Raw genomic sequence first — 26,331 nt, 5'->3', positions numbered from 1 at the left:
AGCACCATGCCCCCAACCGCAACCCAGCCGGCGCTGCTTCCGCGCCGGCATGCAGTCGCCGTCCTTCTGCTGGCCGCCTGCGCATTCGCCAGCAACCACGTCGCAGCCCGCTTTGCATTCGATGACCAGGCAGGCCTGCTGCTTGCCATTCTGTTCCGTTCGGGACTCTGTTTTCTGGCGCTGTCCGGCATTGTCCTGTGGCAGCGGCAGTCAGTGCGCCTACCTGCGGGAAGCGCCCCCTGGCAGCTTATCGTGGGCCTGCTCATCGCCATCCAGAGCTTTGCCATGTTTTCTGCAGTAGCGCGCATTCCCGTCGCCATCGCGCTGCTGATCTCCAACAGCTTCCCCATCCTGCTCGCGCTGCTGACATGGGCGCTGGGCGGCAAGCCGCCCACCCGCAAGGCTTGCCTGCTGATGGGAGTCATATTGATAGGGCTGATGCTGGTACTGGACATTCCGGCACAGTTGTCCGGAAACGCCGACCTTGGCCCCGAATGGACCATCGGCGTCCTGGGCGCGCTGACCGCCGCCACCGTGTTCTCTTTCGCGCTGTGGATCACGGAGCACAAGCTGGGAAGCCTGGTGGGAACCGTGCGCAGCCTCTATACCGTCGGCATCATCTTCACCAGCGCGCTGGCAACCGGACTTGCCGGGCTGGTTCCCGGCGGCCTGAGCCTGCCCGCCTCATCCACGGGATGGATCGGCCTGTGCAGCCTGGCCCTGCTGTATACCGCCGGCTTTTCGACCTTGTTCGTGCTGATACCCAAGCTGGACATGTCGCGCAACGCGCCCATCATGAACGTCGAACCGGTGTTCTCGCTGTTGCTGGGCTGGCTGCTGCTGGGGCAGGTGCTGACCCCCATACAGCTGGCGGGAGGCGCCGTCGTGCTGGGCTGCATCGTGACGCTGGCCTACCAGCGCCATGCCTGAGGCGCCGAAAAAGGCGCCCCTGCCGTCGCACGTTTACTGAGCCGGGGCTTGCGGCGTTTCGGCCGGCGCGGACGGGACTGCCGCCGCGGGCGCTTCGGAAGGCGCGGCCGGCACGGCATTGGGAACCGAAGGCACTGCGCTGCCGCTATTGGGAGCCGCAGGCACGGAAGACTCGAAGCCCTGCATCACCCCGCCGCTTTCCACTACGGCGCCTTTCGGGTGATGCGCCATGTAGGCCAGGCCGGCCGTCGATGCGAAGAACACGATGGCAGCCCACTTCGTCGTGCGCGACAGGAAGTTGGCCGCGCCCGATGCGCCGAACAGGCTGCCCGCGGAGCCGCTGCCGAACGCAGCGCCCATTTCCGAGCCCTTGCCCTGCTGCAGCAGCACCAGGACGATGATGGACAGCGATGAAATCACCTGAACCGTCAGCAAGACGGATGACAACCATTCCATGTAAAAACTCCGTGGCCTAACTGGCCGCTATACGTAAAAATTCCTGCGCCTGCAGCGAGGCTCCGCCCACGAGCGCGCCGTCGATGTCAGGCATTTCAAACAGACTGGCCGCATTGGCCGCGTTGACACTTCCGCCATACAGGACGCGGACTTGCGGCTGTCCGGCCCGCTCGAGCTGCGCACGAATGAAGGCGTGCGCCTCTTGCGCCAGCTCGGGCGTGGCGCTTTGCCCGGTGCCGATGGCCCAGACGGGCTCATAGGCCAGAACGATGCGCGACAAGGCATCGCCTCCAAGTGCAAGCACCTGATCCAGCTGCCGCAGCATGACTTCCTGCAACCGCCCTGCCTCTCGCTCGGCCAGCGTCTCGCCGATGCAGACGACCGGCGTGAGGCCGGCGCCGATGGCGGCCTGCGTCTTGTCGGCCACGAGCGCATCGGTTTCGCCATGATAGGCTCGCCGTTCGGAATGCCCCACCAGAACCCAGCGGCATGCGAAATCGGCCAGCATGGCGGCGGAGACTTCACCCGTATAGGCGCCCTGCGCATGGGCGCTGACGTCCTGGGCGCCCCAGCTTATGGCGCTGCCTTCCAGGGACTGGCTAGCCTGCGCCAGATAGGGAAACGGCACGCACACAGCCAGCTCGGCCGACCCGGCATAGTCGCCGAGCGACGACAGCAACGCGGCGTTCTGCACGGACGTGCCATGCATTTTCCAGTTACCGATCACCAGGCGCTTGCGGATAAAGTCTGTCATACAACACTAAAAAAACGGGGAAGACTTGCGGTCAACCGCGTATTGTAGCGTGTTCCTGCGGATTCAAGCTGTCGCAGTCAGTATGATTTTCCCGATATGCGCGCCAGAGTCCATCAGGCGGTGGGCCTGCGCCGCATTTTCCAGCGGGAATACGGCATGCACGACGGGTGCTATCCGCCCGGACTCCAGCAAGGGCCAGACATGGCGGCGCAATTGAACCGCCAGGCCGGCCTTGTATTCATCGGAGCGCGGGCGCAGGGTCGAGCCGGTCAGGGTCAGCCTGCGGCGCATCAGCTCCCAGGCGTTGATTTCCGCCTTGGCTCCGCCCAGCATGGCGATCATGACGCACCGCCCGTCATCGGCCAGCGCCTTCAGGTTGCGCCGGATGTAGTCGCCCGCCACCATGTCCAGGATGACATCGACGCCGCGGCTGCCGGTGGCCTTGAGGACTTCCTCGACGAAATCCTGCGTGCGGTAATTGAATGCCTGCGCCGCGCCCAGTCCCAGGATGGCCTGCACCCGCTCATCGCTGCCCGCCGTGGCATAAACGCGATGCCCGAGCGCCGCCGCCAGCTGGATCGCCGTCGTGCCGATGCCGCTGGCGCCGCCATGCACCAGCAGAGTTTCGCCTTCCGCCAGCCGCCCGCGCTCGAACACATTGCTCCAGACCGTGAACAGGGTTTCCGGCAGGCCCGCCGCCTGCAGCGGCGTCATGCCCCGGGGAATCGGCAGGCAATGCGCCGCCGGCGCCAGGCAATACTGGGCATAGCCGCCGCCGGGCGTCAGCGCGCAGACCATGTCCCCCACTTGCAGCCCGGTATCGCCGACGTCTCCGCCCACGATTTCGCCCGCGACCTCCAGCCCGGGCAGATCGGACGCCCCCGGCGGAGGCGGATAACTGCCCTCGCGCTGTGCGACATCGGGCCGGTTGACGCCCGCGGCCTCGACGCGAATCAGCACCTGTCCCGGCCCCGACTGCGGAATCGGTCTGCGTGCCGGAACCAGCACCTCCGGACCTCCCGGCCTGGTGATTTCCACCGCTGTCATATCGCCTTGCATCCCTGCCTCCAGATCGACGGTTACACATGGACAAGCCCGCATTATCGCCCCATTCGCACGCACAAACCATGTCGCATGCGCTACACTGTCGGGCTTCGATGAGGCTGCATCCCGGAAGCGTGGCAGAGTGGTCGATTGCACCGGTCTTGAAAACCGGCAACGGGCAACCGTTCGTGAGTTCGAATCTCACCGCTTCCGCCAGACATCCATCCCTATTGTTTCAGCCAGCCGCTCCTGCCGCCCGAGTGGTGAAATCGGTAGACACAAGGGACTTAAAATCCCTCGCCGCAAGGCATGCCGGTTCGATTCCGGCCTCGGGCACCACACACAGCCTGCTTCAGGCTATCTGATACACGACAAGCCACACTGTTACCCGACAAGCAGGCCGACAAACCATTCCGGCGGCGCGGATACGCGCGCCGGAACAGCTCCCGGACTACTTCGTCAGCTTCGCCCCCTGGGCCAGCGTAAACTGGTCCATGCGCGGCTTGTAGACGATGTTCTTCTTGGACGCGATCGAGAAAGAATAGAAATACAGCGGAATAACCGGCATTTCCTCGAAGGCCAGCTCGCTCGCTTTCTCCAGCATTGCCCGGCGCTTGTCGTCGTCCAGCGTCTGGAAGGACGTATTCACGAGTTCGTCGATCTCGGGGTTGGAGTAGCGGCCCCGATTGTTCACGCCCCGCCGGTTCTTGGGATCATGCGTGACCACCACCGAGTTCAGCGCGGTGCCCATTTCCGATATCGCGCCGGAACTGATCAGATAGAGACTGAACTCCCGTTTTCCCGTCTGCGGAAAATAGACGCTCCACGGCATGACCTCCGCCTTCGCCTCGATGCCGATCCGGTTCCACATCTGAGCAATCGCCTGCACGACCCGGCTATCGTTGGTCAGCCGGTCGTTCGGTCCGTGGAAGGTGAGCGTCAGGCCGTTCTTGTAGCCTGCTTCGGCCAGCAGTTGCTTGGCCTTCTCGGGATCGTACTTGGGCGCCGTCACATTGGGCGACGCGCCGAACAGGCTGCTGTTCAGCATCTGCCCTGCGGGAGCCGTGGTGCCCTGCATCAGCTTCTCGGAAATCGCCTCGCGGTCGATACCATACGAAAGCGCCTGCCGGACCCGTTTGTCGCGCAAGGGATTGGTGTTCGCGCCCGCATCCGGCGACTTGGCCTTGACGAAGGGCGTCTCGTCGCGCCCCACATCGAGGCCAATATACACCGGCAAGGCCGGTGGGCTCTGGACGATGGAGAAGTTGCCGCCCTTGACGCGGTCCATCAGATTGGGCGATACATTCTCGATCAGGTCCGCATCGCCCGACAGGAGCGCCGCCACACGGGTCGCCTCGTTCGTGATGAAGCGCAGCGTCACCTTGTCCCAGTCCGGCTTGTCGCCCCAGTAGTTCTCGTTGCGCTTCATGATCAGGCGGTCGCCGGGAGTATAGGCCTGGAAGACGAACGGACCGGTGCCCACCATCGACTTGCCGGAGTTGTAGTCCCCGGTTTCGGCATCCTTCAGCTCGGCGGGAATGATGAGGATCTCGGGCACCATATGCGGCAGCAGAGGATCCGGATATTTTGTCTCTATCACCACCGTGGACGGATCCACGGCCTTGACCTGGGCGATGGAACGCGTGAACAGGCCGAGGGAGGACGGCGAGTTGGGCACTGCGGGAGCCCGCTCGAACGACACGACGACGTCGTCGGCCGTCAGGGTCGATCCGTCCGAGAACTTCACGTCCGGCCGCAGCTTGAATTCCCACTCGGTATCGCTGATCCGCTTCCAGGAAGTGGCCAGCGCGGGAACGAGATTGGTGTCCGGGTCGAACGCGATCAGCGCCTCGAAGAAATGGCGCGCCACCGCCTTGTTCGGCGAGTTGTTGGCGAAATGGGGATCCAGCGATGTGATGGAGCTTCCCAGGGCAATGCTCAGGTCTTCGGCCCAGGCCGATGCCGAGGGCATGGCCGCTCCGATGGCGGCGCTCAGCACGAGCATGCCCGACAGTCTGCGTATGGTATGTCTCATTGATGTCTCCTTTGGTTTGAATGGCGCGCCGGCTGTTCAGCCGGTTTTTTCATTGAGATGGCACGCGCTCAGGTGGCCCGTGTCTATGTCTTCCAGCTTCGGCATCACCTCCTTGCAGATGGGCATGGCTTTCGGACAGCGCGGATGGAAGTGGCAGCCTTTGGGGGGATTCGAGGGACTGGGCAATTCACCCTCGACCGGACTGAATGTCCTCTGCCGTGTCACGATCCGGGGCATTTCGGCCAGCAGGGCTTGCGTATAGGGATGGTTGGGGCGCTCGAAAATCTCCCGTGCGGGCGCCTGCTCCACAATGCGCCCCAGATACATGATCGCCACCCGGTCCGCCAGGTGCCGGACCACGCTGAGATCGTGGCTGATGAACAGATAGGTAAGCCCCAGCTGTTCGCGCAGGTCCATGAACAGATTGAGGATCTGTGCCTGGATGGATACGTCCAGGGCCGACACGGGCTCGTCGCAGACAAGCACGCTCGGATTGACCGCCAGCGCGCGCGCGATGCCGATGCGCTGGCGCTGCCCGCCGCTGAACTGATGCGGATAGCGCAGCCGGTAGGCCGGATCCAGCCCCACGCGCTCCATCTGCTCGCTGATGAACGCCGACTCGTCCGTCTTGATCAGGCCGAACAGCCGCGGGGCCTCGGCGATGATCTCGCCGACATTCATGCGTGGATTCAAAGAAGCGAACGGGTCCTGGAACACCATCTGTATCTGCAGCTTGGCCTGGATTTTCTCCTTGCCCGTCAAGCCGGCCAGCGGCCGGCCCCGGTAGCGGATCTCGCCCGACGAGGCTTGCCGCACGCCAGCCATGATACGGGCCAATGACGATTTGCCGCAGCCGGACTCGCCGACCAGGCCCAGCACCTCTCCCTGCTGGATCTCGAGGTCGACTTCATGCACGGCCCGGACCGAGGGCGCCCGCTTGGGCATGGGGTAGTACAGGGAGAGGCTTCGCGCCTCGATGATGGGCTCCGGCTGGATGCCTCTGGTCGCCTCGCCCGCAATGAAGGACTCCGTCTGCATGGCTACCTCAATGGATGAAAGCATCGGAACTGGTGCTGTTTGTCGAGATGGGTGATGCCCGGCGGCGCCTCCTCGCACTGCGCGTCGGCATAATCGCAGCGCGGCGCGAAAGCGCATCCGCGCGGCAGGTTCATCAACTGGGCCGGGGCGCCGCGGATCTGCTTCAGCCGCTGTCCGGGCGGATTGTTGCTGGCCACGCTGCTGATCAGTCCACGCGTGTAAGGGTGCGCGGGATAGGACAGTACGCGGGACACCGGCCCCTGCTCCACGATGCGGCCGGCATACATCACCGCGATATCGTCGGCCAGCGCTGATACCACCGACAGGTCGTGGGAAATCCAGATGACGCCCATGTTCTTGGCGCGGACCAGCTTCTGCACCTCGCTCAGGATCTGCGCCTGGATGGTGACGTCCAGGGCCGTGGTCGGCTCGTCGGCAATGATCAGCGACGGCGAGTGCAGCAAGGCGATCGCGATGGCCACCCGCTGCCTCATGCCTCCCGAAAACTCGTGCGGATAGGCGGACAGCCGCTCCCTGGCGGCGGGAATCCCCACCTGCGCCAGGGCGTCGACGGAGCGCTCGATGGCCTCCTCCTTGCTCATCTTCCGATGCGCCAGCAAGGTTTCGATCATCTGAGTGCCGATGCTCAGCACCGGATTGAGCGTCATCATCGGATCCTGGAAGATCATCGCGATGCGGTCGCCCCGCAGTTTCCGCATCCGGCTTTCCGGCCACGCGGAGATATCCTCGCCTTCGAAGATCACCGAACCGCCCACGACGGCGCCGGGCGGATCGACCAGACCCATGATGGAAAAGCCGGTGGCGGACTTGCCCGATCCAGACTCTCCCACCAGCCCCAGGATGCGTCCCGGACGCACCTTGAAGGAGACTCCGTCCACGGCCTTGAGCACGCCAGCCCGGGTCTTGTAGTGCGTGCGCAGGTCCCGCACGTCGAGCGTGCATGGCGGCTGTTCCGGGATCTGCGCATTCAGCGCATGCTTGGACACGTCTGTCATTTCCGATTCCGGGGGTTGAGAATATCGCGCAGCTGGTCGCCTACCAGATTGATGGCGACGATGATCGCGACCAGCGCAAGGCCGGGGTACAGGCAGATCCAGTACTGTCCGGAGATCATCTGCGTATATCCGTTGGCGATCAGCAGGCCCAGGGAGGGTTCGGTCACCGGCACGCCCAGCCCCAGGAAGCTCAAGGTCGCCTCCAGCGCAATGGCGCGCGAGATCTGCATGGTGGCGATCACGATCAGCGGCGGCAGGCAGTTCGGGAGCAGGTGCCGCACAATCACGCGCCAGCGCGGGATGGAAAGGCACTCGACAGCGGCGATGTAGTCCCGGCTGCGCTCCACCATGGCGCTGGCCCGCGCCACCCGCGCGTAATAGGCCCATTCCACCAGGACCAGGGCGATCACCACGTTCATGATGCCTTTCCCGAGGACGGCCAGGATCATCAGGGCGACCAGGATGGAGGGAAAGGACAGCTGGAGGTCCACGATCCGCATGATGGCGGCCTCCACCTTCGGTCCCGCATAGGCTGCGATCAGCCCCAGCAGGGATCCGATGACACAGGCGAACAGCGCCGATCCCACCCCGACGCTCAACGAAATACGGAGGCCATACAGGATGCCGGAAAAGATGTCGCGCCCCTGCGGGTCGGTGCCCAGCAGGTAGGTGTAGCTGCCCGCAGCCACCGTGCCGGGCGGCATGTTGCCGTTCAGGATGTCGAGCTGGTTCAGGTCGTAGGGATCCTGCGGCGCGATCCAGCTGGCGAAGATGGCGGCCAATACCATGATCACGAACACGATGAGCCCCGCGACTCCGGTCTTGGACTCGCAGAACTCCTGCATGGACTGGCGCCAGGGGCTTTCCCCCTTGACCACGGCCACGGCGGCCGCGCCGTTGCCCGCGTCAGTGTCGTTGCGCATCTTCATGCCCTCCCTCCCCTGCGCGCCCTGGGATCGAGCGCGTAATACGTGAGATCCACCAGGAAGTTCAGCAGAACGAACAGGGACACCACGATCATCAGGTACGCGACGATGACCGGCCGGTCCAGGACGTTGATGCTGTCGATGATGAGCTTCCCGATGCCCGGCCAGGCGAAGACGGTCTCCGTAACGATGGCGAAAGCCACGGTGGAGCCGAACTCCATGCCGATGATGGTCACCAGCGGAATCATGATGTTCTTGAGCACGTGGACGCCGACGATCCGCTGCGGGGAAAGGCCGCGGGCGCGCGCAAACTTGATGTAGTCCGTGGACAGGGTTTCGGTCACTCCGGCGCGGGTCAGGCGCAACACCATGGAAAGCTTGAACATGGCCAGGTTGATGGCCGGCAGCAGCATGTGGCTCAGCCCGTTCCAGGTGAGGAAGGACCATTGCACGCCCAGGAACTCCACCGTGTCGCCGCGGCCCGTGCTCGGAAGCCAGCCCAGCTCCACGGCAAAGACCATGATCAGGATCAGGCCCATCCAGAATCCCGGCAGCGAGAATCCCAGGATGCTAAATGCCATGATGAAGCGCGACACGGGAGAATCGGGACGCAGGCCGCAATACAGCCCCAGCGGAATGCCGATCACCACCGCCAGCAGCAACGCAACGAGAGCGAGTTCGAGCGTGGCGGGCAGCCGCGACAGCACCACGTCGATCGCGGGCAGGTTGTAGACGAAGCTCGTGCCCAGATCGCCCTGCAGGGCGTTCATGAGGAAGATTCCGTACTGCGTCCACAGCGGCTTGTCCATCCCGAAGGTGGACATCATGCGGTCGCGCTCCATCTGGTCCGCCTCGGGAGAGATCAGGATATCGACGGGGTTGCCGATCAAATGGATGCCGATGAACACGATCACGGTCATGGCCAGCATGACCAGGAACGCCTGGACGAGTCTTGCCAGCGGTTGGGAGTTCATGGCCGACCTCGACCTAAGCGCGAAGCTGGAAAGTGGGCAGGGGGAAGCGCCCCGCCTGCGCCGCCGGCACCAGCTCGACCTGCATGCCGGTCTTCACCTTGCCGGGCGGATCCGCGATGACCCTCGCCAGCATGGGCCAGCCTTCCTCGAGGAGGATCTCGGCGAACACCGAGGGCGCCTCCTCCGCAAAGGAGGCATGCACGTGCTTGTGCACGATGGCGAACGACACGATCTTTCCCCGGCCGGACAAGGTCTTCCATTCCAGCTCGGCGGACCAGCATTCCGGGCACTGCAGCCGGGGAAAATAAACTTTGTGATGACAGGCCTTGCATTGCTGCAGGCACAGTTCGCCTCGGGTCCAGGCGTCCAGCATGGGGGCATTGAAGTCGTTGCGCTCCGGCTGCGGATAAGGGGTGGCGAGATGGCTCATCGATTCTGCTCCATGACGGCGGCCGCGGCGGCAAGTCCGCGCCCGAATGAAATCATTCCAAATCCTGAAACGACGCCGCGCCTGGCGCCAGGCACTTGGCGGCGCTCTCCTTCTCCCCGCAGCTGGCGCGTCGCCTCGACGACACTGAGCAGGCCGGCCGATCCGCCCGCCTGGCCGCAGGACAACTGGCCTCCGCCGGTATTGACGGGGAAGCTGCCGTCGAAGGTCAGGCGGTTGTCTTCGAGGAAACGCCCGACTTCCCCCTTGGGGCAGAACCCGAGGTCCTCGATCTGTATGGCGGCCATGATGGGGAAGTCGTCGTAAAGCTGCACGAAATCCATATCCGACGGCCCATAACCCGCCTGGCCGTACATATCGTCGCGGAACGCTTCCCACCCGCCGTTCAGCGGCACGATCTGGTTGGCGGGATAATTGTTCGACTCGCGCACCGACAGCATGCGCACTCCTTTTTCCCGGGGCACGCGGTCCAGCGGCCCGACCAGGACGGCTTCGCCTCCGGAACAAGGCATGACACAGTCATAGAGGCCCAGCGGATCGGCAATGACCGGCGCGTTCAAATAATCGTCCAGCTCCATAGGGCCGCGCAACAGCGCGGCATCGTTCTGGCGCGCATTCGCCCTCAGGTCCACCGAGACGCGTCCCAGTTGCGCGCGGGTCGTCCCGTAGGTTTCCATGTGCTTGCGCTGGATGAGCGCGAAGATGCCCGGCATGCCTCCGAAGCCGTGGGGCATCATGTAGTCCATGATCGCCGAGTTGAACCGGGTGACGCGCTGCTTGAACGCCGCCACATCCTGGGCGCCCGCACCGATGCAAAGCACATAGTTCGCCTGGCCTTCCTCCACCGCGCGGATGGCCCGGGCCACGGATAGCAGCGCGCCTGTGCCTCCGGAACTGCCGGAATGGGACCAGGTGGTGGTCAGGCCGAAATACTCCGCCATGGTGACCGCCGTATCCGGCGTGTTGGTCATGTCCGCGGCAAGGCCGTCGACTTCGTGCTTGGCCACGCCCGCGCTGGCCAGGGCATTGCGCGCCGCCTCGGCCATGTACCCGAACAGGCTCTGCCGGGGTTTCTTGTCATAGCGCGCGCTGCCATAGCCGATGATGCCGATATCTCTGGAAAGGCCTGTCATGTTCAGATCCATTTATTCTGTGTGCGGTCGAAAACGGGTCCCTTGGTAAAGGCTTCTTCGGTTTTCAATGCGTTGATGGCGATTTTTCCCGAACTGGTGCGGGGCAAACTCGGAACGTACTGCAGATAACGGGGCACCTTGAATGCAGCCAGCAGGCCTTCGCAATGTCCGATGATGCGATCAGGCGCCACATCCTTTTCATCGATTCCCGGCTGCAGGAGGATGAACGCCTTCACCTCCTCGCCCCGGAACGCATCGGGAACGCCCACCACGGCCACCTCGAGGACTCCGGGATGCGACGTCACGGCCGCGGCGACTTCGTGGCTGGAAATGTTCTCCCCGCTGCGGCGGATCGAATCCTTGATGCGTCCCAGGATGTAGAAGTAGCCGTTCTCGTCCTGGCGGAAGACGTCGCCGGTCCGGAACCAGTCGCCGGCGAAAGCAGCTCTAGTCGCCTCTTCCTTGTTGTAATAGCCCTTGAACAATCCCCGGCCGCGCACCCACAGTTCGCCCGGCACGTTGGGCGCCACGTCCTTTCCGTCCGGGCCCACGACCCGGCATTCCCTGAGGGGAGCGACCTTTCCGCACGAACCCGAACCGCTCATGGCGGCATCGTCGTACCGCACATAGGTGGCCGAGCCGATTTCGGTCATTCCGTACATCTCCCGCACTGGGGCGCCGTACTTCTTCTCGATGGCAAGATGGGCGTCCTTGTTCAGGCCGCTCGCCGTGATGCAAGTGAATTTCATGCCGGCGATGCCGGGATGATCCGGCAGCTTGGCGACCGGATCGGTCACAGAGAAGAAATCGATCTCGTTGTCGACGATGCGCTGCTGCATGCCGGACAGCGTGAACCGCCGGGCGACGCATCCGGTGGCGCCCAGGAACAGGCACATCAGCAGGCGCCAGATGCCTCCCATATAGGAAAGCGGCTTGTCGACGAGGAGGCGGTGCGGCAGGCCGAACTGCCCGGAGCGCACGGCGCCAAGCACGAGCCAGTAATCATGGGGCAGCATGCAGCCCTTGGGAAAGCCGGTCGTTCCCGAGGTGTACTGGATGGTGAGCAGATCGTCGAGCGCGACCGCCGGCATCTCCACGTCCGAAATCCTGCCGGCTTCGAGCAGCGCCGTCCAGTCATGCATTCCCTTCCGGGATCCGCCGTGCAGGACGATGCGATCTTCGGGAATGAGCGCTTTCCCGCCGGCGTTCAGTTCGTCGATGAGACCGATACGCTCATGCTCCACCACCATGAACCGCGTATTGCTGTCCTTCAGGACATATTCGAGTTCGGCCACCGTGTACTGATAATTGATCGGCACCGCCACCGCCCCCAGGCGGGCGATCGCCACCCAGACGATGAAGAATTCCGGAACGCTGGGCATCATCACGGCAATGTGATCGCCCTTTCTCGCGCCGATGCCATGCAGTGCGCGCGCCACCGACACGGAGTCGGACGCGAGCCCGGCGAACGTCAGGCTGACATCGTCGTCTATCGACTGCCAGAAAAGCCTGTCCCGGTATTGCACGGCCGCGTGATCGACCAGGTGTCCGATATTGGTGAACGGAATTTCCATTTTCTCCCCAGCTACTTTCATATTCCAAGGCCAGTTTTCAAATCCACGAAAAATCGAGCGCGACAAAACCCGCGCCATGCCGCACCCCATATCCGGAACGGCGAATAGCGAAAATCGATCGATCGAATGAATACCGGAATACCGCTCGCGCGGGACGCAATTCACCCGCCATCCCTATTAAAGAAACGGCAAAAACAAAAAGCGTGAAGAAGCGTCGCGGGCGAGGCGGGTGCCCGATTTCCGTCAGGTGGAAAATAAATGGATGAGGCGCATATTCCTTGTCTCCGGCATTATTTTTGAATTCTCGTGTTATGGGAATGATTGAACGCCATCGCCGCCCTGGGGGTCAATTGATATATTTTGATCTTTCCATAACCACAGATTATTCGAAAGTGAGTCACTCCCGCCTGAAGTCGGGAGCTTCCTCGCCACAATACGGGGGCGCCTGTGGCGCCGGTATAGGCTGGCCTCGCTCGACCTCGTCGTGAACGACGAGGCTTGCGCTTTGGCGCGTGGTCAAACGGCAACACGGCTGCGGCAATATGACTTACACTCGCGGACGATAATGCTCATGCCCTCTCTGGCCGCTTCCGGTATTTTCGGCACTGCGGCCCGGCAAGGAAAGAATGGTTACAGTACAGCAGCTGAAAGCCTTTTGCGCAGCCGTGGAGACCGGTTCGATCAGCATGGCCGCGGAACGCCTGTGCCTGTCCCAGCCGGCGGTCAGCAAGATCATTTCCTCTCTCGAACAGGACACCAGGCTCAACCTGTTCGACAGGGAGCATCGCCGCATCGTTCCCACCTCGGAAGCGCATTTTCTATACAAGGAAGCGCGCCGCCTGCTGGCCGAGTTCAACAACATCACGCTGGTCGCCGAAGAGCTTCGGGCGCTGCATGCCGGCTCGCTGTCCGTCGCCAGCATCATGGCGCTCGGCCTGCACATCATTCCCTCGTCGGTCGGCAAGATCCTCCGCTCCCGCCCCAACACCGACGTCACCTTCCGCGCCAGGAGCTCGAGCAAGATCATGCAGTGGGCCATCGCCCAGCAGATCGATTTCGGCATCGTCTCCACGACCATGGAGCACGAGGCCGTCTCCAAAGAGGCGCTCGGCACCATCCACGCGGTCTGTATCATGCCCAGGAACCACAGGCTCGCAGCCAGGACGCACATCAATGCAAAGGACCTGGACGGAGAGCCTTTCATTGCCTTCGTCAAGGACGGCAGCATGCGGGAAGTGATCGACAAGGTGTTCGAAGACCTCAATGTCCGGCCCCGCTGCATGGCCAACGCCTCCAACAGCCATGTAGCCTGTACCCTGGCCAAGCACCTGAATGCCGTATCCCTGGTGGACCCCTACACCGCCATGCACATCCTGCGGCAGGAAGAACTGGTCATGAAACCCTTCTCGCCCTCGGTGAACTACAACTATCAATTGATCTGGCCCCGCTATCGCGCCAGCAACCCGCTTGCGAATATCCTCGTGACGGAAATCAAGGCTGCCCTGGACCAATACGACCGCCTGCTGGAAGAGCAGCTGGGGACTTCGCTGCTGCGCTGATGGGACGCTGAGACGAGCGCGGGGTTTCCGGCATGCCCCGGTTTGTATCGCGCCAGCCACATAAACCACGCAAACCCACCACTTTTTTACCCGACGGCCTGAAACAGCGCTAATCTACGCGCCCTCAGTGCAGAGATCGAGTCCATGCAGTTGCATGAGCGGCCATGCACCGGATTCCTCCAGGGAGCCCCAGGGTATTTTCAGGTGATTTTCGCGTGACGACCGCTGCATCGCTTTCAACGGATACCTCCGGCGTTTCCCCATTCGCCGTACCGGCGCATTTCGCCGACGAACTATCCGCCGTCCTGCAGGACGGCGAACAGGTACGGGCTTGCCTAGAAACCGACCTCGACGGGCAATTGCATTTTGCCGACGGCCTGGTCGCCGTCACCGACCGGCGCTTGCTGGCCCGCGCTCCTCACGACACTTCATGGCAAAGCTGGCCGCTGCGGGCCGGGCTGCGCCTCGACCATCACGACCATGCCGGCGTCGGCCTGCTCGAACTCCTCGACTACAGGGGAAGACTGGCCTGCTGGCGTTATACGCTGGGCCGCAATCTCGCAACCCTGGGCGTCATCTCGGAGTTCGAACTGTGCCGCGACAGCCTGGAAAACGGCGCGCCGGCCCGGCGGCCGGCCGAGGACGCCTGTCCCAAGTGCAAGACCCCCCTGCCTCCCGGCGAGGAAGAATGCCCGGTCTGCACACGGGAAACCTCCGCCACGCCATCGACCTGGACGCTGCTGCGCCTCTGGCGCTTCGCCCGGCCGTATCGCTGGCAGCTGTTCATCGGCTTCGTGCTGACGCTGGCCTCGACCGCCGCGACGCTGGTGCCGCCCTACCTGACCATGCCGCTGATGGACAACGTGCTGATCCCGTTCCAGAACGGCAAGCCCATCGACTGGCCGCTGGTCGGCATGTACCTGGGCGGCCTGCTGGGCGCGGCGCTGCTCGCCTGGGTGCTCGGCTGGCTGCGCACCTACATTCTGGCCCTGGTGTCGGAACGCATCGGCCGCGACCTGCGTACCCATACCTATGACCATCTGCTCGGCCTGTCATTGGAGTATTTCGGCGGCAAGCGCACCGGCGACCTGATGGCGCGTCTGGGCAACGAGACCGACCGGATCAACATTTTCCTGTCGCTCGACCTGCTCAATTTCGCCACCGACGTGCTGATGATCGCCATGACTTCGGTGATCCTGTTCTCGATCAACCCATGGCTGGCGCTGGTCACGCTGCTGCCGCTGCCCATCATCGCCTGGCTGATCCATCTGGTACGCGAGCGCCTGCGCACCGGGTTCGAGAAGATCGACCGCGTCTGGGCCGAGGTGACCAACGTGCTGGCCGACACCATTCCCGGCATCCGCGTGGTCAAGGCCTTTGCCCAGGAAAAGCGCGAGGCCGAACGCTTTCGCGCCGCCAACGAACACAACCTGGCGATGAACGACAAGCTGAACCGGACCTGGTCGCTGTTCACCCCGACCGTGACGCTGCTCACGGAGATCGGCCTGCTGGTCGTCTGGGTGTTCGGCATCTGGCAGATCGCCCGGGGGGATTCCTCCGTCGGCGTGCTGACCGCCTTTCTCGCCTATATCGGCCGTTTCTATACGCGCCTGGACTCGATGAGCCGCATCGTGTCGGCAACGCAGCGGGCCGCGTCCTCGACCAAGCGCATCTTCGACATTCTCGACCATGTTTCCAGCGTGCCCGAGCCGGCCAATCCGGTACACCTGGACAAGGTGGTCGGCCGCATCGAGCTGAAGCGTGCCGGCTTCCGCTATGGCACCCGAGCCGTCGCCAAGGACGTGGACCTGAGCATCCGACCGGGCGAAATGATAGGCCTGGTCGGGCACTCCGGTTCCGGCAAGTCCACGCTGGTCAACCTGATCTGCCGCTTCTACGACGTGACCGAGGGACAGGTGCTGATAGACGGCATCGATGTGCGCTCGGTGCCGGTGGCCGAGTTCCGCCGGCACATCGGCTTGGTGCTGCAGGAGCCGTTCCTGTTCTTCGGGACGATCGCCGAGAACATCGCGTACGGCAAGCCCGAGGCCACGCGCGCCGAGATCGTCGCCGCGGCCCGCGCCGCCCATGCGCATGAGTTCATCCTGCGCCTGCCGCACGGCTACGACTCCCTGGTCGGAGAACGCGGCCAGGGCCTGTCGGGCGGAGAACGCCAGCGCATCTCCATCGCCCGCGCGCTGCTGATCGATCCTCGCATCCTGATCCTGGACGAGGCCACCTCGGCGGTCGACACCGAGACCGAGAAGGAAATCCAGAAGGCGCTCGACAACCTGGTCCAGGGGCGCACCACCATCGCCATCGCCCACCGCCTGTCCACGCTGCGCAAGGCCGATCGGCTGGTGGTCATGGACCGCGGCCGGATCGTCGAGATCGGCGATCACGACCGGCTGATGGCCGCCGAAGGCCACTACCACAAACTCTACATGGCGCAGGCGCGCACCGCCGACGGCGGGGAGGATGTCTCTGCATTCAACGAAGTCGAACGGCCCACGCCCGTCGCACCCGCCCCGGAGCCATCATGACGGACGCCTCTTTCGACCTGCAGCGGGATGCTTTCGGCCGTCTTGTCCTGACGACGGCCGGCGGCGCGCGCCATGCCGGCGTCACGCCGGTGCGGGCTTTCCCCATCGCCGCCCCGGACGAAGGACTGTCCCTGGTCAGCGCGGAAGGCCGCGAAATCGCCTGGGCCGAGCATCTGTCCGATCTTCCGGCGCCGGCGCGAGCCCTGATCGAAGAGGAGCTCGCATCCCGCGAGTTCATGCCCGAGATCCAGCGCATCGTCGAGGTATCCGGCTTCATCTGCCCGAGCACCTGGCGGGTGCTGACCGACCGCGGGCCGGCCGATCTGAGGCTGAAGGGCGAAGACGACATCCGCCGCCTGAGCCGCACGCGGCTGCTGATCGCAGATAGTCACGGCATCCATTTCCTGGTGCGGGATGTGGGCGCGCTGGACCGGCGCAGCAAGAAGCTGCTCGATCGTTTTCTGTGATTTCGATCCTGTCATGAAAAGTATCAAATTATTCTTTTTATCGGCAATCCGCCGCTCGGGGAAAGCGCAGATAATGCGCAGAACAGCCCATCAACAGATTCCAGGAATCACCGGGTCCAGCCAGCATGAAGACGCATGACGTTGTTTTCCGAAACACGATTTCGCTGCGCGGTCCCAGCATCTGGACCTATCATCCGTCGATCGAAGCCTGGATAGACATCGGCGACCTGGAGGACTTTCCCTCCAACAAGATCCCCGGACTCTACGAGCGGCTTTCGTCCTGGATGCCGTCGCTGGTCGAGCACCGCTGCAACTACGACGAGCGCGGCGGCTTCCTGCGCCGCCTGCGGGAAGGCACCTGGGCCGGGCATATCCTCGAGCACATCGTCATCGAACTGATGGTGCTGGCGGGGCTGCCGGACGGTTTCGGCCGCACCCGCGAAACCAGCGAGCGCGGCGTCTACAAACTGGTGGTCAGCAATTTCCACGAGGAATGCTCCCGTCTGGCGCTGGAGATCGGCCGCGAGCTGCTGCTGGCCGCCATCCACGATACGCCGTTCGATGTGGCCGAAGCGCTCAGGCCGCTGCGCCGCCTGGTGGACCGCAAGTATCTCGGCCCATCCACCGCAGCCATCGTCCAGGCCGCAGAAGAACGCAAGATTCCGCACATCCGCCTGCTCGACGACGGCAACCTCGTTCAGCTCGGCTACGGCGCCGCGATGCGCCGCATCTGGACGGCGGAAACCGACCGGACCAGCGCCATCGCCGAAGCCATCTCACGCGACAAGGACCTGACCAAGCAGCTGATCGGCTCGGTCGGCGTTCCGGTGCCCGAAGGCCGCGAAGTCGCCAGCGCCGAGGATGCCATCGAAGCCGCCGGCGACATCGGCTTTCCCGTCGTGGTCAAGCCGGTCGACGGCAACCACGGGCGCGGCGTGTTCATCGACCTGAAAAGCCCGGAGGAAGTGGCCAAGGCCTACGCCATCGCCGTGGAGGAAGGCTCGGGCGTGCTGGTCGAGCGCTCCATCGCCGGCATCGAGCACCGCCTGCTGATCGTCGGCGGCCGCCTGGTCGCCGCCAACCGCAGCGACTTCATCACCGTCACCGGCGATGGCCGGCAGACCGTCCGGCAACTGATCGACAGCCAGATCAACAGCGACCCTCGCCGCGGCGCCACAGAGATGCATCCCCTGTCCATCGTCCGGATCGACACCGCCGCCGGCATCGAGCTGGAACGCCAGGGCCTGAGCCCCGAGGCTGTCCCGGCGCCGGACCGGGTCGTGCTGATCCAGCGCAATGCCAACCACGCCTTCGACTGCACCGACGAAGTCCACCCCGACACCGCCGAGGCCGCGGCACTGGCCGCCCGCGTCGTAGGCCTGGACATCGCCGGCATCGACCTGGTCTGCGAGAACATCGGCAGGCCGCTGGCCGAACAGGGCGGAGCCATCGTCGAAGTCAATGCCGGTCCCGGCCTGCTGATGCACATCAAGCCCGGCGAAGGCAAGACGCGGCCGGTCGGCCAGGCCATCGTCGCCAACCTGTTCGCGCCGCAGGAAAGCGGCCGCATTCCGCTGGTCGGCGTCTGCGGCACGCAGGGGCGCACTCCGGTCGCCCGTCTGGTCGCGCACATGCTGTTTCTGGCCGGCCGGCATACCGGCCTGGCCTGCGCCGACGGGGTGTACCTGGGACGCCGGCAAGTGCAGAAAAGCAATGCCGTCAACTGGGCGGCCGGCCATCGCCTGCTGCTCAACAGCGCTGTCGACGCCGCCGTCATCGAAAGCAGCGCAGCACTGATCCTGGGCGAGGGCCTGGCCTACGACCGCTGCTCCGTCGGCATCGTCACCAACATCCTGCCGCACGCCGAGGATCTGTCGCACTGGGATGTCCAGCCGGATGGCGGCGAGTACTACACGACGCCGCGCGCCATTTACCGCACCCAGGTCGACGTCGTGCTGCCGTCCGGCTGCGCCGTGCTCAATGCCGAGGACGAGCGGGTTTCCGGCCTGGCCGGGCTCTGCGACGGCAAAGTGATCTTTTTCGCATCCGACCGCCGGAACGCCACGCTGGACGCCCATCTGGGCCGAGGTGAGCGCGGCGTCTTCGTTGTCGACGGGCGCATCGCGCTGGCCGTCGGCAACGACGAAATCCGGCTGTGCCGTCCGTGCGACGTGCCGATGATCGGCCAGGACGAACGGTCGGAGGACATCGCCGCCGTGCTGGCCGCCGTTGCCGCCGGCTGGGCCCTGGACCTGACGCAGGAAGTGATCGCCACCGGCATCAAGACCTACGGCCTGGAATTGCCCGAGCCCGCCGTCGCGCGCGTTTGACCACGCGCCAAAGCGCAAGCCTCGTCGTTTACGACGAGGTCGAGCGAGGCAGTGTTTTTAAGGCGCCGAAGGCGCCCCCGTATTGTGGCGAGGAAGCTCCCGACTTCAGGCGGGAGTGACTCACGAACATTTCACGAGACCGACCGGAAAAACAGGATAGAAGAACAGGCGTCATGGATATTTCCCGCATCCGCGCATTGCGCGGCCCCAATCTGTGGAGCCGGCGCACGGCCATCCAGGCCATCGTCACCTGCCAGGGCGCCGAGTGCGCCATCGAGCAGCTCCCCGGCTTCGAAGCCCGCCTGCGCGAGCGCTTTCCCGAAGTCGGCCACCTGGTTCCCGACGACTCCCTCGATCCCGTGTCCCTGGCGCACGTGCTGGAATTCGCCGCGCTGGGCCTGCAGGCTCAGGCCGGCTGTCCGGTGACGTTCAGCCGCACGACCCGGACCATCGACGCCGGCGTCTACCAGGTGGTCGTGGAATACACCGAAGAAGACGTTGGGCGGCTGGCCTTCGAACGGGCCGAGCAGTTGTGCCTGGCGGCGCTGAACGACACGCCGTTCGATCTCGCGGGCGCGCTCGGGGAACTGCGCGAGCTGAACGAGGATATCCGGCTCGGTCCTTCCACCAGCGCCATCGTCTCGGCGGCGCAGGCGCGCGGCATCCCATTCCGCCGGCTGACGCGCGGCAGTCTGGTGCAGTTCGGCTGGGGCAGCAGACAGAAACGCATCCAGGCCGCCGAAACCAGCCTGACCAGCGCCATCGCCGAATCCATCGCACAGGACAAGGAACTGACCAAGCGTCTGCTGCATGCGGCCGGCGTACCTGTGCCGATCGGCCGTCCCGTCGAAGACGAGGACGATGCCTGGCGCGCGGCGCAGGAAGTGGGCCTGCCTGTCGTCGTCAAACCGCAGAACGGCAACCAGGGAAAAGGCATTTCAGTCAATCTGGACAACGAAGAGCGGGTGCGCGCGGCCTACAGGCTGGCCAGCGATCTGTACGACGACATCATGGTCGAGCGCTACCTGCCCGGCCACGACTGGCGCATCCTGGTCATCGGCAACAAGCTGATCGCCGCCGCCCGGCGCGATCCCCCGACAATCGTCGGCGACGGCGCGCATACGGTCCGCGAGCTGGTGGACATCGTCAACAGCGACCCACGCCGCTCGGACGGCCACTCCACTTCGCTGACCAAGATCCGTTTCGATGAGGTCGCCCTCGGCCGCCTGGCCGAACAAGGCTATAGCGCCGACTCGGTGCCGCCGCTGGGTGCGCGCGTCGCCCTGCGCGACAACGCCAATCTGTCCACCGGCGGCACTGCCACCGACGTGACCGACGACGTGCATCCGGAACTGGCCGCCGCCGCCATCGCCGCCGCCCAGACGGTCGGCCTGGACATCGCCGGCATCGATGTCGTCTGCGAAACCATCCTGCGTCCGCTGGAAGAACAGCAGGGCGGCATCGTCGAGGTCAACGCGGCGCCCGGACTGCGCATGCATCTGGATCCTTCCTTCGGCAAAGGCCGCGCGGTGGGCGAGGCCATCATCGACATGATGTTCCGCAACGGCCCGAACGGAGCGCCGGACAATGGCCGCATCCCGCTCGTCGCCATCGCCGGCACCAACGGCAAGACCACCACCAGCCGCCTGATCGGCCGAATTTTCGAAGCCGGCGGCAAGCGCGTCGGCATGACCAGCACCGACGGCATCTACGTGCAAGGCAGGCGCATAGATACAGGCGACTGCTCAGGTCCGCGCAGCGCGCGCAATGTGCTGATGCACCCTGACGTGGACGCCGCCGTACTGGAAACGGCGCGCGGCGGCGTGCTGCGCGAAGGCCTGGGCTTCGATATGTGCGACGTGGCCGTGGTCACCAACATCGGCCAGGGCGACCACCTGGGCCTGAACTACATCACCACCGTCGACGAGCTGGCCGTGGTCAAGCGCGTCATCGTGGAAAACGTCGCCCCCGGCGGCACCGCAGTGCTCAACGCCGCCGACCCCGTGGTCGCCGGCATGGCCGGCCACTGTCCCGGCGATGTGATCTTCTTCGCGCGCGACAAGGCCAACCCGGTGCTGGCCACGCACCGCGCGCAGAACCGGCGCGTCGTCTATGCCGAGTCCGGCGCGCTGGTCTGCCAGGACGGCCGCGAGAAACATGCCATTCCTTTCAGCCGGATTCCGCTGACCCGCAACGGCAGCGTCGGCTTCCAGGTCGAGAACGCCATGGCGGCCACGGCCGCCGGCTGGGCCCTGGGCCTGTCGTGGGACATCATCGAACAGGCCCTGGCCGGCTTCGTCAGCGACGCGGTGACCGCGCCCGGCCGCTTCAACGTGTTCGACTACAGGGGCGCAACGCTGATCGCCGATTACGGCCACAATCCCGATGCCATCGAGGCGCTGGTGCGGGCCGTGGAAGCGATGCCGGCGGCCCGCCGCCTGGTGGTCATCAGCGGCGCCGGCGACCGGCGCGACGAGGATATCCGCAGGCAGACCGAAATCCTGGGCCAGGCCTTCGACGAGGCCGTGCTCTATCAGGACGCCTGCCAGCGCGGCCGCGCCGACGGCGAGGTCGTCGCCCTGCTGCGCCAGGGCCTGGCCCAGGCCGCCCGCACCCGGCATGTCGATGAAATCAATGGAGAATTTCTGGCCATCGATACCGCGCTCGCGCGCCTGCGGCCGGACGATCTGTGCCTGATCCTGATTGATCAGGTGGAAGCGGCGCTGGCACACATTGCAAGGGCGTGCGGGCGCTGAAGAAACTCCCTCGTAGAAGAAGGGCGAATGCGGACAATGGCAGCTTGACCCAATCGTGAACAACGAAACTTGCGCTTCGGCGCATGGTCACAAAGGATGTCGGCCCTTGAGGAAGCTGATCACGACGACGGCAAGCGCGATCAATAGCAGAATATGGATATAGCCTCCAAGAGTGGTGGAGGTGGCCAGGCCGAGCAGCCAAAGAACGAAAATGGCGACGGCAACGGTATATAGCATGATGATTCTCCTGACTTGGAGCGGCTGTTTACTTCAGCCGCATGTCATTTCTGACAGAGGTCACGCCGCTGACGGACCTGGTGACGGACACGGCGGTATTGATATCCGCTTGTGTGCTCACGAATCCGCTCAGTTGTACTCTGCCCTTGTATGTCTCGACATTGATTTCCGCCGATTTCAGCGTGGGTTCATTGAAGATGGCGGCTTTGACTTTGGCAGTAATGGCGGTATCGTCCAGATATTGGCCGGTACTTTCCCGCGAGGAAGTCGAAGAGCAGCCAACGAGCAGCGCAAAAGCTGCCGCGGCCAGCACGAGCATCGGGAAGCGGTATGAAACTTTCATGGTTTTGACCTTTATGCACAGAGTTTCCGGTGGCGGCATTGCGCAGATCGGCGTCGCGCTTCTACCGTGGATGGCTCCACTATGGAACCAATCTCTTCGCCCGTCTGTGCGTTGGCGAACACGAGCCAACTGAAGGCTGCCGGCATCAATGAGAAAAGATTAACTGTTTCAACTGGTCGATAGACAGTTACGGGATTAGGGCGCATGTTGAAAGGGTGGCAATCGGCCACAACAACACAAGAGGTAGTCCCATGACATTCCCCAACCAAAACAATCCGACTCCAGGCGCAACCGACAAGCGCAACCAGGAGCAATCGCCTTCGCCCGAAAAGAAGTTCCATGAGGATCAAAAGCCGCAAAAGACCGATCACACGGGCAAGCCCGGACAACCGGATCCGCACAAGGCCGACCCCTCGAACAAGCTGGGGCAATCGGATCCGCAAAAGCAGCGTACCCCACAGTAACGTACGCTTTCCGCTTGCCGCTCAGCACGTTGCTGATCGGTAGCGGCTTTGCCCGGCTGGCTCTGCATCACCATGCGCCGCACGGCGCAGATGTGGCGCGGTCAAGATGAGCTGATTCGAAAAAGCTGGGTATTGGAAGCCAAGACAAGAAGGCCTGCATCCGGTATTGCATCGGGCTCAGGCCTTTGACGTGGCCCCGGACATCCAGGCCGATGTCGAGCGCATCCCGGCAAGAGACAGGCGAACGGCCTTCACGCTTGGCGCATGCGCTTGAACTGGCGGACTAAGCGCGTCAGAGCGCCTCTTGCCTGGGAAGCAGACGATCATATTCCTTCTTGACCACCGCATAGCATTCGCAGGTGCGGCTTTCCAGTCCTGGCCGGTCAAGCACGAATATGTGGCCGCGCGCGTAGCGGATCAAGCCCGCCGCCTGCAACCTTGAGGCCGCCTCGGTCACCCCTTCGCGGCGCACGCCCAGCATGTTGGCGATCAATTCCTGGGTCATCACGACTTCATCGCCAGACAGCCGGTCCAGGCTCAGAAGCAGCCAGCGGCACAGTTGCTGGTCCAGAGAATGGTGGCGGTTGCAAACCGCCGTTTGCGCCATCTGGGTGAGCAAGGCCTGGGTATAGCGCAGCAGCAGGTGCAGCACAGGCCCGGCGCGGTTGAACTCGTCCTTCATGCAGTCAGCCCTGAGCCGGAACCCATGGCCGGCGCTTTGCACAACGGCCCGGCTTGGGGTGGTTTCCCCGCCCATGAACAACGAAATGCCGACCAGCCCCTCCCTGCCCACCACAGCGATTTCCGCCGAAGCGCCATTGACCATCACATAAAGAAGCGAGACAATCGCGGTGGTAGGAAAATAGACATGGCTTAACTTCATGCCCGACTCGTACAGCACGCGGCCCAGCGGCAGCTCGACCGGCTCGAGCATGGGCTTCAACCGCAGCCACTCGGCCTCTGGAAGCGCCGCGAGCAGGCTGTTGCTCCGGGGATCCATCATAGTAGGCATATGACACTCCTTAGTGGCGCCCGGAGAAGAACATAGCGATGGCGTTCAGCATCAGGCCATCAACTGGCTGTCTATGACATACCCCACGAGCGCTGCACAGAAAACACCTGTAGGCCGCGACGAGAACGCCAGATGCGTCGATCGCCACACAAGAGAGACCGGCCAAGAAAGAAGTAAAGCGGAAAACCTGGAATACCAGCCAGGGCTATGGACTGCGGCAAGCCAGCCCGGCGTGCAGCTGAAGGTTGCAGCCAATGAAAAGGCCTATGCAAGCAGGCGCCAACCCGGGCGTCGATCGCCACCGGCAGCTATGGCTAGGATAGCACCAATATCCCCCACGGCGGGAAGCCGCATGTTATCCGCAGGCCTGGGCCCGTCATGCGCGCAAACGCCATGCGAAAGCGCGAAGCGACGCCATCGCCCGGCTCACCAGGCCATAAATGCGAGCAAGTCTTTGGTCAACCGCCCCTGGTCGGTTACGAACAGGCCATGCGGCGCGCCATCGTATTCGATCAGCGTACTGTGCTCGATGCCCCTGGCGGCGAGCCGGCTGGACTGGTCGATGGGAACGGTCTTGTCCGCTGTCCCGTGAACGATGAGCGTGGGGATGTTGAACGCCGCCAGATCGCCGCGAAAATCCGTGGACGAAAACGATTTCAGGCTGGCGATTGTGGCTTTCAGGCTGGCTTGCATGGCGACGCTGCGCGCCCATTCCAGCAATTCTCCGCTAATCATGTGGCCGTTCTGCGCGGCGCCAAAGAACGTGTCGAAAAAGCCGGTGAAAAACTTGGCCCGGTCTGCAATCAACGCCCGTTCCGTCTTGTCGAACACAGCCTGCTCCGTTCCGCTTGGGTTATCGCTGGTGCGCAACCGAAACGGCAATACCGACGATACCAGCGCGGCCTTGGACACCGAGCGGCCGCCGTGGCGGGACATATAACGGGCCACCTCGCCGCCGCCCATGGAAAAACCTACCAGCGTGACATCTTGCAGGCCGGTCTGCTGAATCACCGCGGAAAGATCGTCGGCCAGCGTGTCATAGTCATAGCCTTCCCACGGCTGGCCGGAGCGCCCGAAACCTCTCCGGTCGTAGGCGATGACCCGGTGCCCGGCCTGCGCCAAGGCCATCGCCTGTGCGTCCCAACTGTCGGCGGACAGGGGCCAGCCATGAATCAGAATAATCGGACTTCCCTCCCCCCAATCTTTGACATAAAGGCGGGTATTGTCATTTGTCGTCACTGTATGCATGGCATGAACCTCCGTTCGTTGGCTCAAGTGTCCCAGCAAGCCGACAGCCCGTCCGTCTGATGGCGCACAGAGCAGCGCGAAAAATACCGCACGGCAGCCTCATTGTTCAGCTGTGTAGGGTACCGCACAGACCGATCCGGCCGGAGCAGGTACGGTGAGTGCGTATCGTCTGACTTTGCCAATCGTGGCATGTCCTGACAAAACCGCAGCAAATTCACTGAGATCCGCCATGAACTACGAAACTCGAGATTCTTTCGGCATGTACAAATCACTCCAGCCCAGTGCGCCGCATAACAGTAATGAAACTGGTCCGGGACCATCTCTCATGGGCGCCGAAACCTTGATCGGCAACGATGTCTACAACAAGCAGGCAGAGAAACTTGGCGACATCAAGGAAATCATGCTGGATATGCGCCATGGCCGCGTCAGCTACGCCGTGCTGGAATTCGGTGGATTCCTGGGCATGGGCACCTCGCTGTTCGCCGTGCCATGGAACGCCCTGACACTGGACACCACGAAGAAATGCTTTGTCCTGGACGCTAGCAAAGATCGCCTGAAGCAAGCCCCTGGTTTCGAGAAAGACCAGTGGCCCGACATGGCCGATCCCATCTGGGAAAAAAGCATTCACGATTACTACGGCACCACGCCGCACAGCACGTACGTATAAACCGGGGTAGCGCTTCCGCAGGCAGGCTCTCCTTCCTGCGGATCACCGCCCCAAAGAGGAAACGCCATGAAAACCGAAACCAGACAAGCCGCGCCACTCGTGCCGATCCCTGCGATCACGCAACCGTTGTCGAGCAATCACCAGATCCTGCTTCATCAGAATCCGCTCAGCACGGAACGCCAACTGATCGAATACCTGAAGAATGCCTATCCCAATGTGAATTATCGGTAAAGCGTACGTCGCCCCTGCCTTCGGGCGGGGCAGGAGGAACTGCCATGACAACCCCGTTACTATCTTCCTGTCCCGAGATAGTCGGGACTCTGGCCAGCCAGGTCCGGCATGATTCCTGCCCCCAGTCGTCCATGATCCGGGGGGTG

General features: G+C 63.6%; 24 protein-coding genes and 2 tRNA genes. 11 read left to right on the top strand and 15 right to left on the bottom strand.

Features of this window, described 5'->3' with window-relative positions; all coding sequences use genetic code 11:
- The first annotated feature begins 6 nt into the window (after positions 1-6).
- A complete protein-coding gene (locus tag EV686_RS09340; RefSeq protein WP_132476157.1) occupies positions 7-930 on the top strand; it encodes a DMT family transporter in 924 nt (307 codons plus the stop codon).
- 33 nt (positions 931-963) lie between these two features.
- On the opposite strand, the gene secG is transcribed toward EV686_RS09340, so the two are convergent.
- The 3 genes from secG to EV686_RS09325 form a co-directional block, all read right to left on the bottom strand.
- Positions 964-1,386 carry a preprotein translocase subunit SecG gene (gene secG, locus EV686_RS09335; RefSeq protein ID WP_132476154.1) on the bottom strand — a complete coding sequence of 141 codons (423 nt, stop codon included), beginning with the start codon at positions 1,384-1,386 and terminating at the stop codon, positions 964-966.
- A gap of 16 nt (positions 1,387-1,402) precedes the next feature.
- Positions 1,403-2,140 (bottom strand): triose-phosphate isomerase, encoded by a 738-nt coding sequence (gene tpiA, locus EV686_RS09330; RefSeq protein WP_132476151.1) that lies wholly within the window; start codon positions 2,138-2,140, stop codon positions 1,403-1,405.
- Between the two features lie 63 nt (positions 2,141-2,203).
- The gene (locus EV686_RS09325; RefSeq protein WP_132476896.1) at positions 2,204-3,187 is read right to left on the bottom strand and encodes an NAD(P)H-quinone oxidoreductase; all 984 of its coding nucleotides are present in this window, start codon (positions 3,185-3,187) and stop codon (positions 2,204-2,206) included.
- 125 nt (positions 3,188-3,312) lie between these two features.
- Between EV686_RS09325 and EV686_RS09320 the strand changes: the two genes are divergently transcribed.
- Together EV686_RS09320 and EV686_RS09315 are read left to right on the top strand one after the other, a co-directional pair.
- A tRNA-Ser gene (locus EV686_RS09320) sits at positions 3,313-3,400 on the top strand.
- A gap of 38 nt (positions 3,401-3,438) precedes the next feature.
- Positions 3,439-3,523: transfer RNA gene (locus EV686_RS09315), tRNA-Leu, on the top strand.
- A gap of 112 nt (positions 3,524-3,635) precedes the next feature.
- Here EV686_RS09315 and EV686_RS09310 read toward each other — a convergent pair.
- Genes EV686_RS09310 through EV686_RS09275 form a run of 8 tightly spaced genes read right to left on the bottom strand, consistent with a single transcriptional unit; the run spans position 3,636 to position 12,328 of the window.
- Positions 3,636-5,219 (bottom strand): ABC transporter substrate-binding protein, encoded by a 1,584-nt coding sequence (locus tag EV686_RS09310; protein ID WP_132476148.1) that lies wholly within the window; start codon positions 5,217-5,219, stop codon positions 3,636-3,638.
- A 36-nt stretch (positions 5,220-5,255) separates the two neighbouring features.
- Positions 5,256-6,281, bottom strand: coding sequence for an ABC transporter ATP-binding protein (locus tag EV686_RS09305; protein ID WP_279389460.1), 1,026 nt, complete (start codon positions 6,279-6,281; stop codon positions 5,256-5,258).
- Complete coding sequence (locus EV686_RS09300; protein ID WP_132476145.1) at positions 6,260-7,273, bottom strand: ABC transporter ATP-binding protein; 1,014 nt, start codon at positions 7,271-7,273, stop codon at positions 6,260-6,262. The genes EV686_RS09305 and EV686_RS09300 overlap by 22 nt, the downstream gene beginning before the upstream one ends.
- The gene (locus EV686_RS09295; protein ID WP_132476892.1) at positions 7,270-8,196 is read right to left on the bottom strand and encodes an ABC transporter permease; all 927 of its coding nucleotides are present in this window, start codon (positions 8,194-8,196) and stop codon (positions 7,270-7,272) included. Before EV686_RS09295 ends, EV686_RS09300 begins: the two co-directional genes overlap by 4 nt.
- 2 nt (positions 8,197-8,198) lie before the next feature.
- Entirely contained in the window at positions 8,199-9,173 is a 975-nt protein-coding gene (locus tag EV686_RS09290; RefSeq protein WP_132476142.1) for an ABC transporter permease, read from the bottom strand.
- A gap of 13 nt (positions 9,174-9,186) precedes the next feature.
- Positions 9,187-9,603 (bottom strand): Zn-ribbon domain-containing OB-fold protein, encoded by a 417-nt coding sequence (locus tag EV686_RS09285; protein ID WP_132476139.1) that lies wholly within the window; start codon positions 9,601-9,603, stop codon positions 9,187-9,189.
- The gene (locus EV686_RS09280; RefSeq protein WP_132476136.1) at positions 9,600-10,754 is read right to left on the bottom strand and encodes a thiolase family protein; all 1,155 of its coding nucleotides are present in this window, start codon (positions 10,752-10,754) and stop codon (positions 9,600-9,602) included. Before EV686_RS09280 ends, EV686_RS09285 begins: the two co-directional genes overlap by 4 nt.
- 2 nt (positions 10,755-10,756) lie before the next feature.
- Positions 10,757-12,328 carry a class I adenylate-forming enzyme family protein gene (locus tag EV686_RS09275; RefSeq protein ID WP_165972562.1) on the bottom strand — a complete coding sequence of 524 codons (1,572 nt, stop codon included), beginning with the start codon at positions 12,326-12,328 and terminating at the stop codon, positions 10,757-10,759.
- Positions 12,329-12,954: 626 nt separating this feature from the next.
- Here EV686_RS09275 and EV686_RS09270 point away from each other — a divergent pair.
- The 5 genes from EV686_RS09270 (at position 12,955) to cphA (ending at position 21,983) form a co-directional block, all read left to right on the top strand.
- Positions 12,955-13,887, top strand: a complete 933-nt coding sequence (locus tag EV686_RS09270; protein WP_132476130.1) for a LysR family transcriptional regulator — start codon at positions 12,955-12,957, stop codon at positions 13,885-13,887.
- A 164-nt stretch (positions 13,888-14,051) separates the two neighbouring features.
- Complete coding sequence (locus tag EV686_RS09265; protein WP_132476127.1) at positions 14,052-16,430, top strand: cyanophycin metabolism-associated ABC transporter; 2,379 nt, start codon at positions 14,052-14,054, stop codon at positions 16,428-16,430.
- Complete coding sequence (locus EV686_RS09260; protein WP_132476124.1) at positions 16,427-16,897, top strand: cyanophycin metabolism-associated DUF1854 family protein; 471 nt, start codon at positions 16,427-16,429, stop codon at positions 16,895-16,897. Before EV686_RS09265 ends, EV686_RS09260 begins: the two co-directional genes overlap by 4 nt.
- Positions 16,898-17,022: 125 nt before the next feature.
- The gene (locus EV686_RS09255) at positions 17,023-19,227 is read left to right on the top strand and encodes a cyanophycin synthetase (RefSeq protein WP_132476121.1); all 2,205 of its coding nucleotides are present in this window, start codon (positions 17,023-17,025) and stop codon (positions 19,225-19,227) included.
- Positions 19,228-19,400: 173 nt separating this feature from the next.
- The gene (gene cphA, locus EV686_RS09250; protein WP_132476117.1) at positions 19,401-21,983 is read left to right on the top strand and encodes a cyanophycin synthetase; all 2,583 of its coding nucleotides are present in this window, start codon (positions 19,401-19,403) and stop codon (positions 21,981-21,983) included.
- 87 nt (positions 21,984-22,070) lie between these two features.
- Here the strand turns inward: cphA and EV686_RS09245 are convergent, their stop codons facing one another.
- On the bottom strand, positions 22,071-22,220 hold the full coding sequence (locus EV686_RS09245; protein ID WP_132476114.1) for a lmo0937 family membrane protein: 150 nt from the start codon (positions 22,218-22,220) through the stop codon (positions 22,071-22,073).
- 28 nt (positions 22,221-22,248) lie between these two features.
- A complete protein-coding gene (locus EV686_RS09240) occupies positions 22,249-22,563 on the bottom strand; it encodes a BON domain-containing protein (RefSeq protein WP_132476111.1) in 315 nt (104 codons plus the stop codon).
- 251 nt (positions 22,564-22,814) lie between these two features.
- On the opposite strand from EV686_RS09240, the gene EV686_RS09235 reads away from it, so the two are divergent.
- Positions 22,815-23,027 (top strand): hypothetical protein, encoded by a 213-nt coding sequence (locus EV686_RS09235; protein ID WP_132476108.1) that lies wholly within the window; start codon positions 22,815-22,817, stop codon positions 23,025-23,027.
- A gap of 292 nt (positions 23,028-23,319) precedes the next feature.
- Here the strand turns inward: EV686_RS09235 and EV686_RS09230 are convergent, their stop codons facing one another.
- On the bottom strand, positions 23,320-24,039 hold the full coding sequence (locus EV686_RS09230; RefSeq protein ID WP_132476105.1) for a Crp/Fnr family transcriptional regulator: 720 nt from the start codon (positions 24,037-24,039) through the stop codon (positions 23,320-23,322).
- A 426-nt stretch (positions 24,040-24,465) separates the two neighbouring features.
- Complete coding sequence (locus tag EV686_RS09225; protein WP_132476102.1) at positions 24,466-25,287, bottom strand: alpha/beta fold hydrolase; 822 nt, start codon at positions 25,285-25,287, stop codon at positions 24,466-24,468.
- 325 nt (positions 25,288-25,612) lie between these two features.
- Here EV686_RS09225 and EV686_RS09220 point away from each other — a divergent pair, with 325 nt between their 5' ends.
- Complete coding sequence (locus tag EV686_RS09220; RefSeq protein ID WP_243650826.1) at positions 25,613-25,954, top strand: PRC-barrel domain-containing protein; 342 nt, start codon at positions 25,613-25,615, stop codon at positions 25,952-25,954.
- 66 nt (positions 25,955-26,020) lie between these two features.
- Positions 26,021-26,185: a hypothetical protein gene (locus EV686_RS18575; protein WP_165972561.1), complete on the top strand. Its 165-nt coding sequence runs from the start codon at positions 26,021-26,023 to the stop codon at positions 26,183-26,185.
- Positions 26,186-26,331 lie beyond the last annotated feature (146 nt).

The organism is Paracandidimonas soli, from assembly GCF_004342005.1.
In the GTDB taxonomy this organism is placed as follows: Bacteria; Pseudomonadota; Gammaproteobacteria; order Burkholderiales; family Burkholderiaceae_B; genus Paracandidimonas; species Paracandidimonas soli.
Note: the sequence above shows the minus strand (reverse complement) of the source record. Positions and strands in the feature narration are given on the sequence as shown.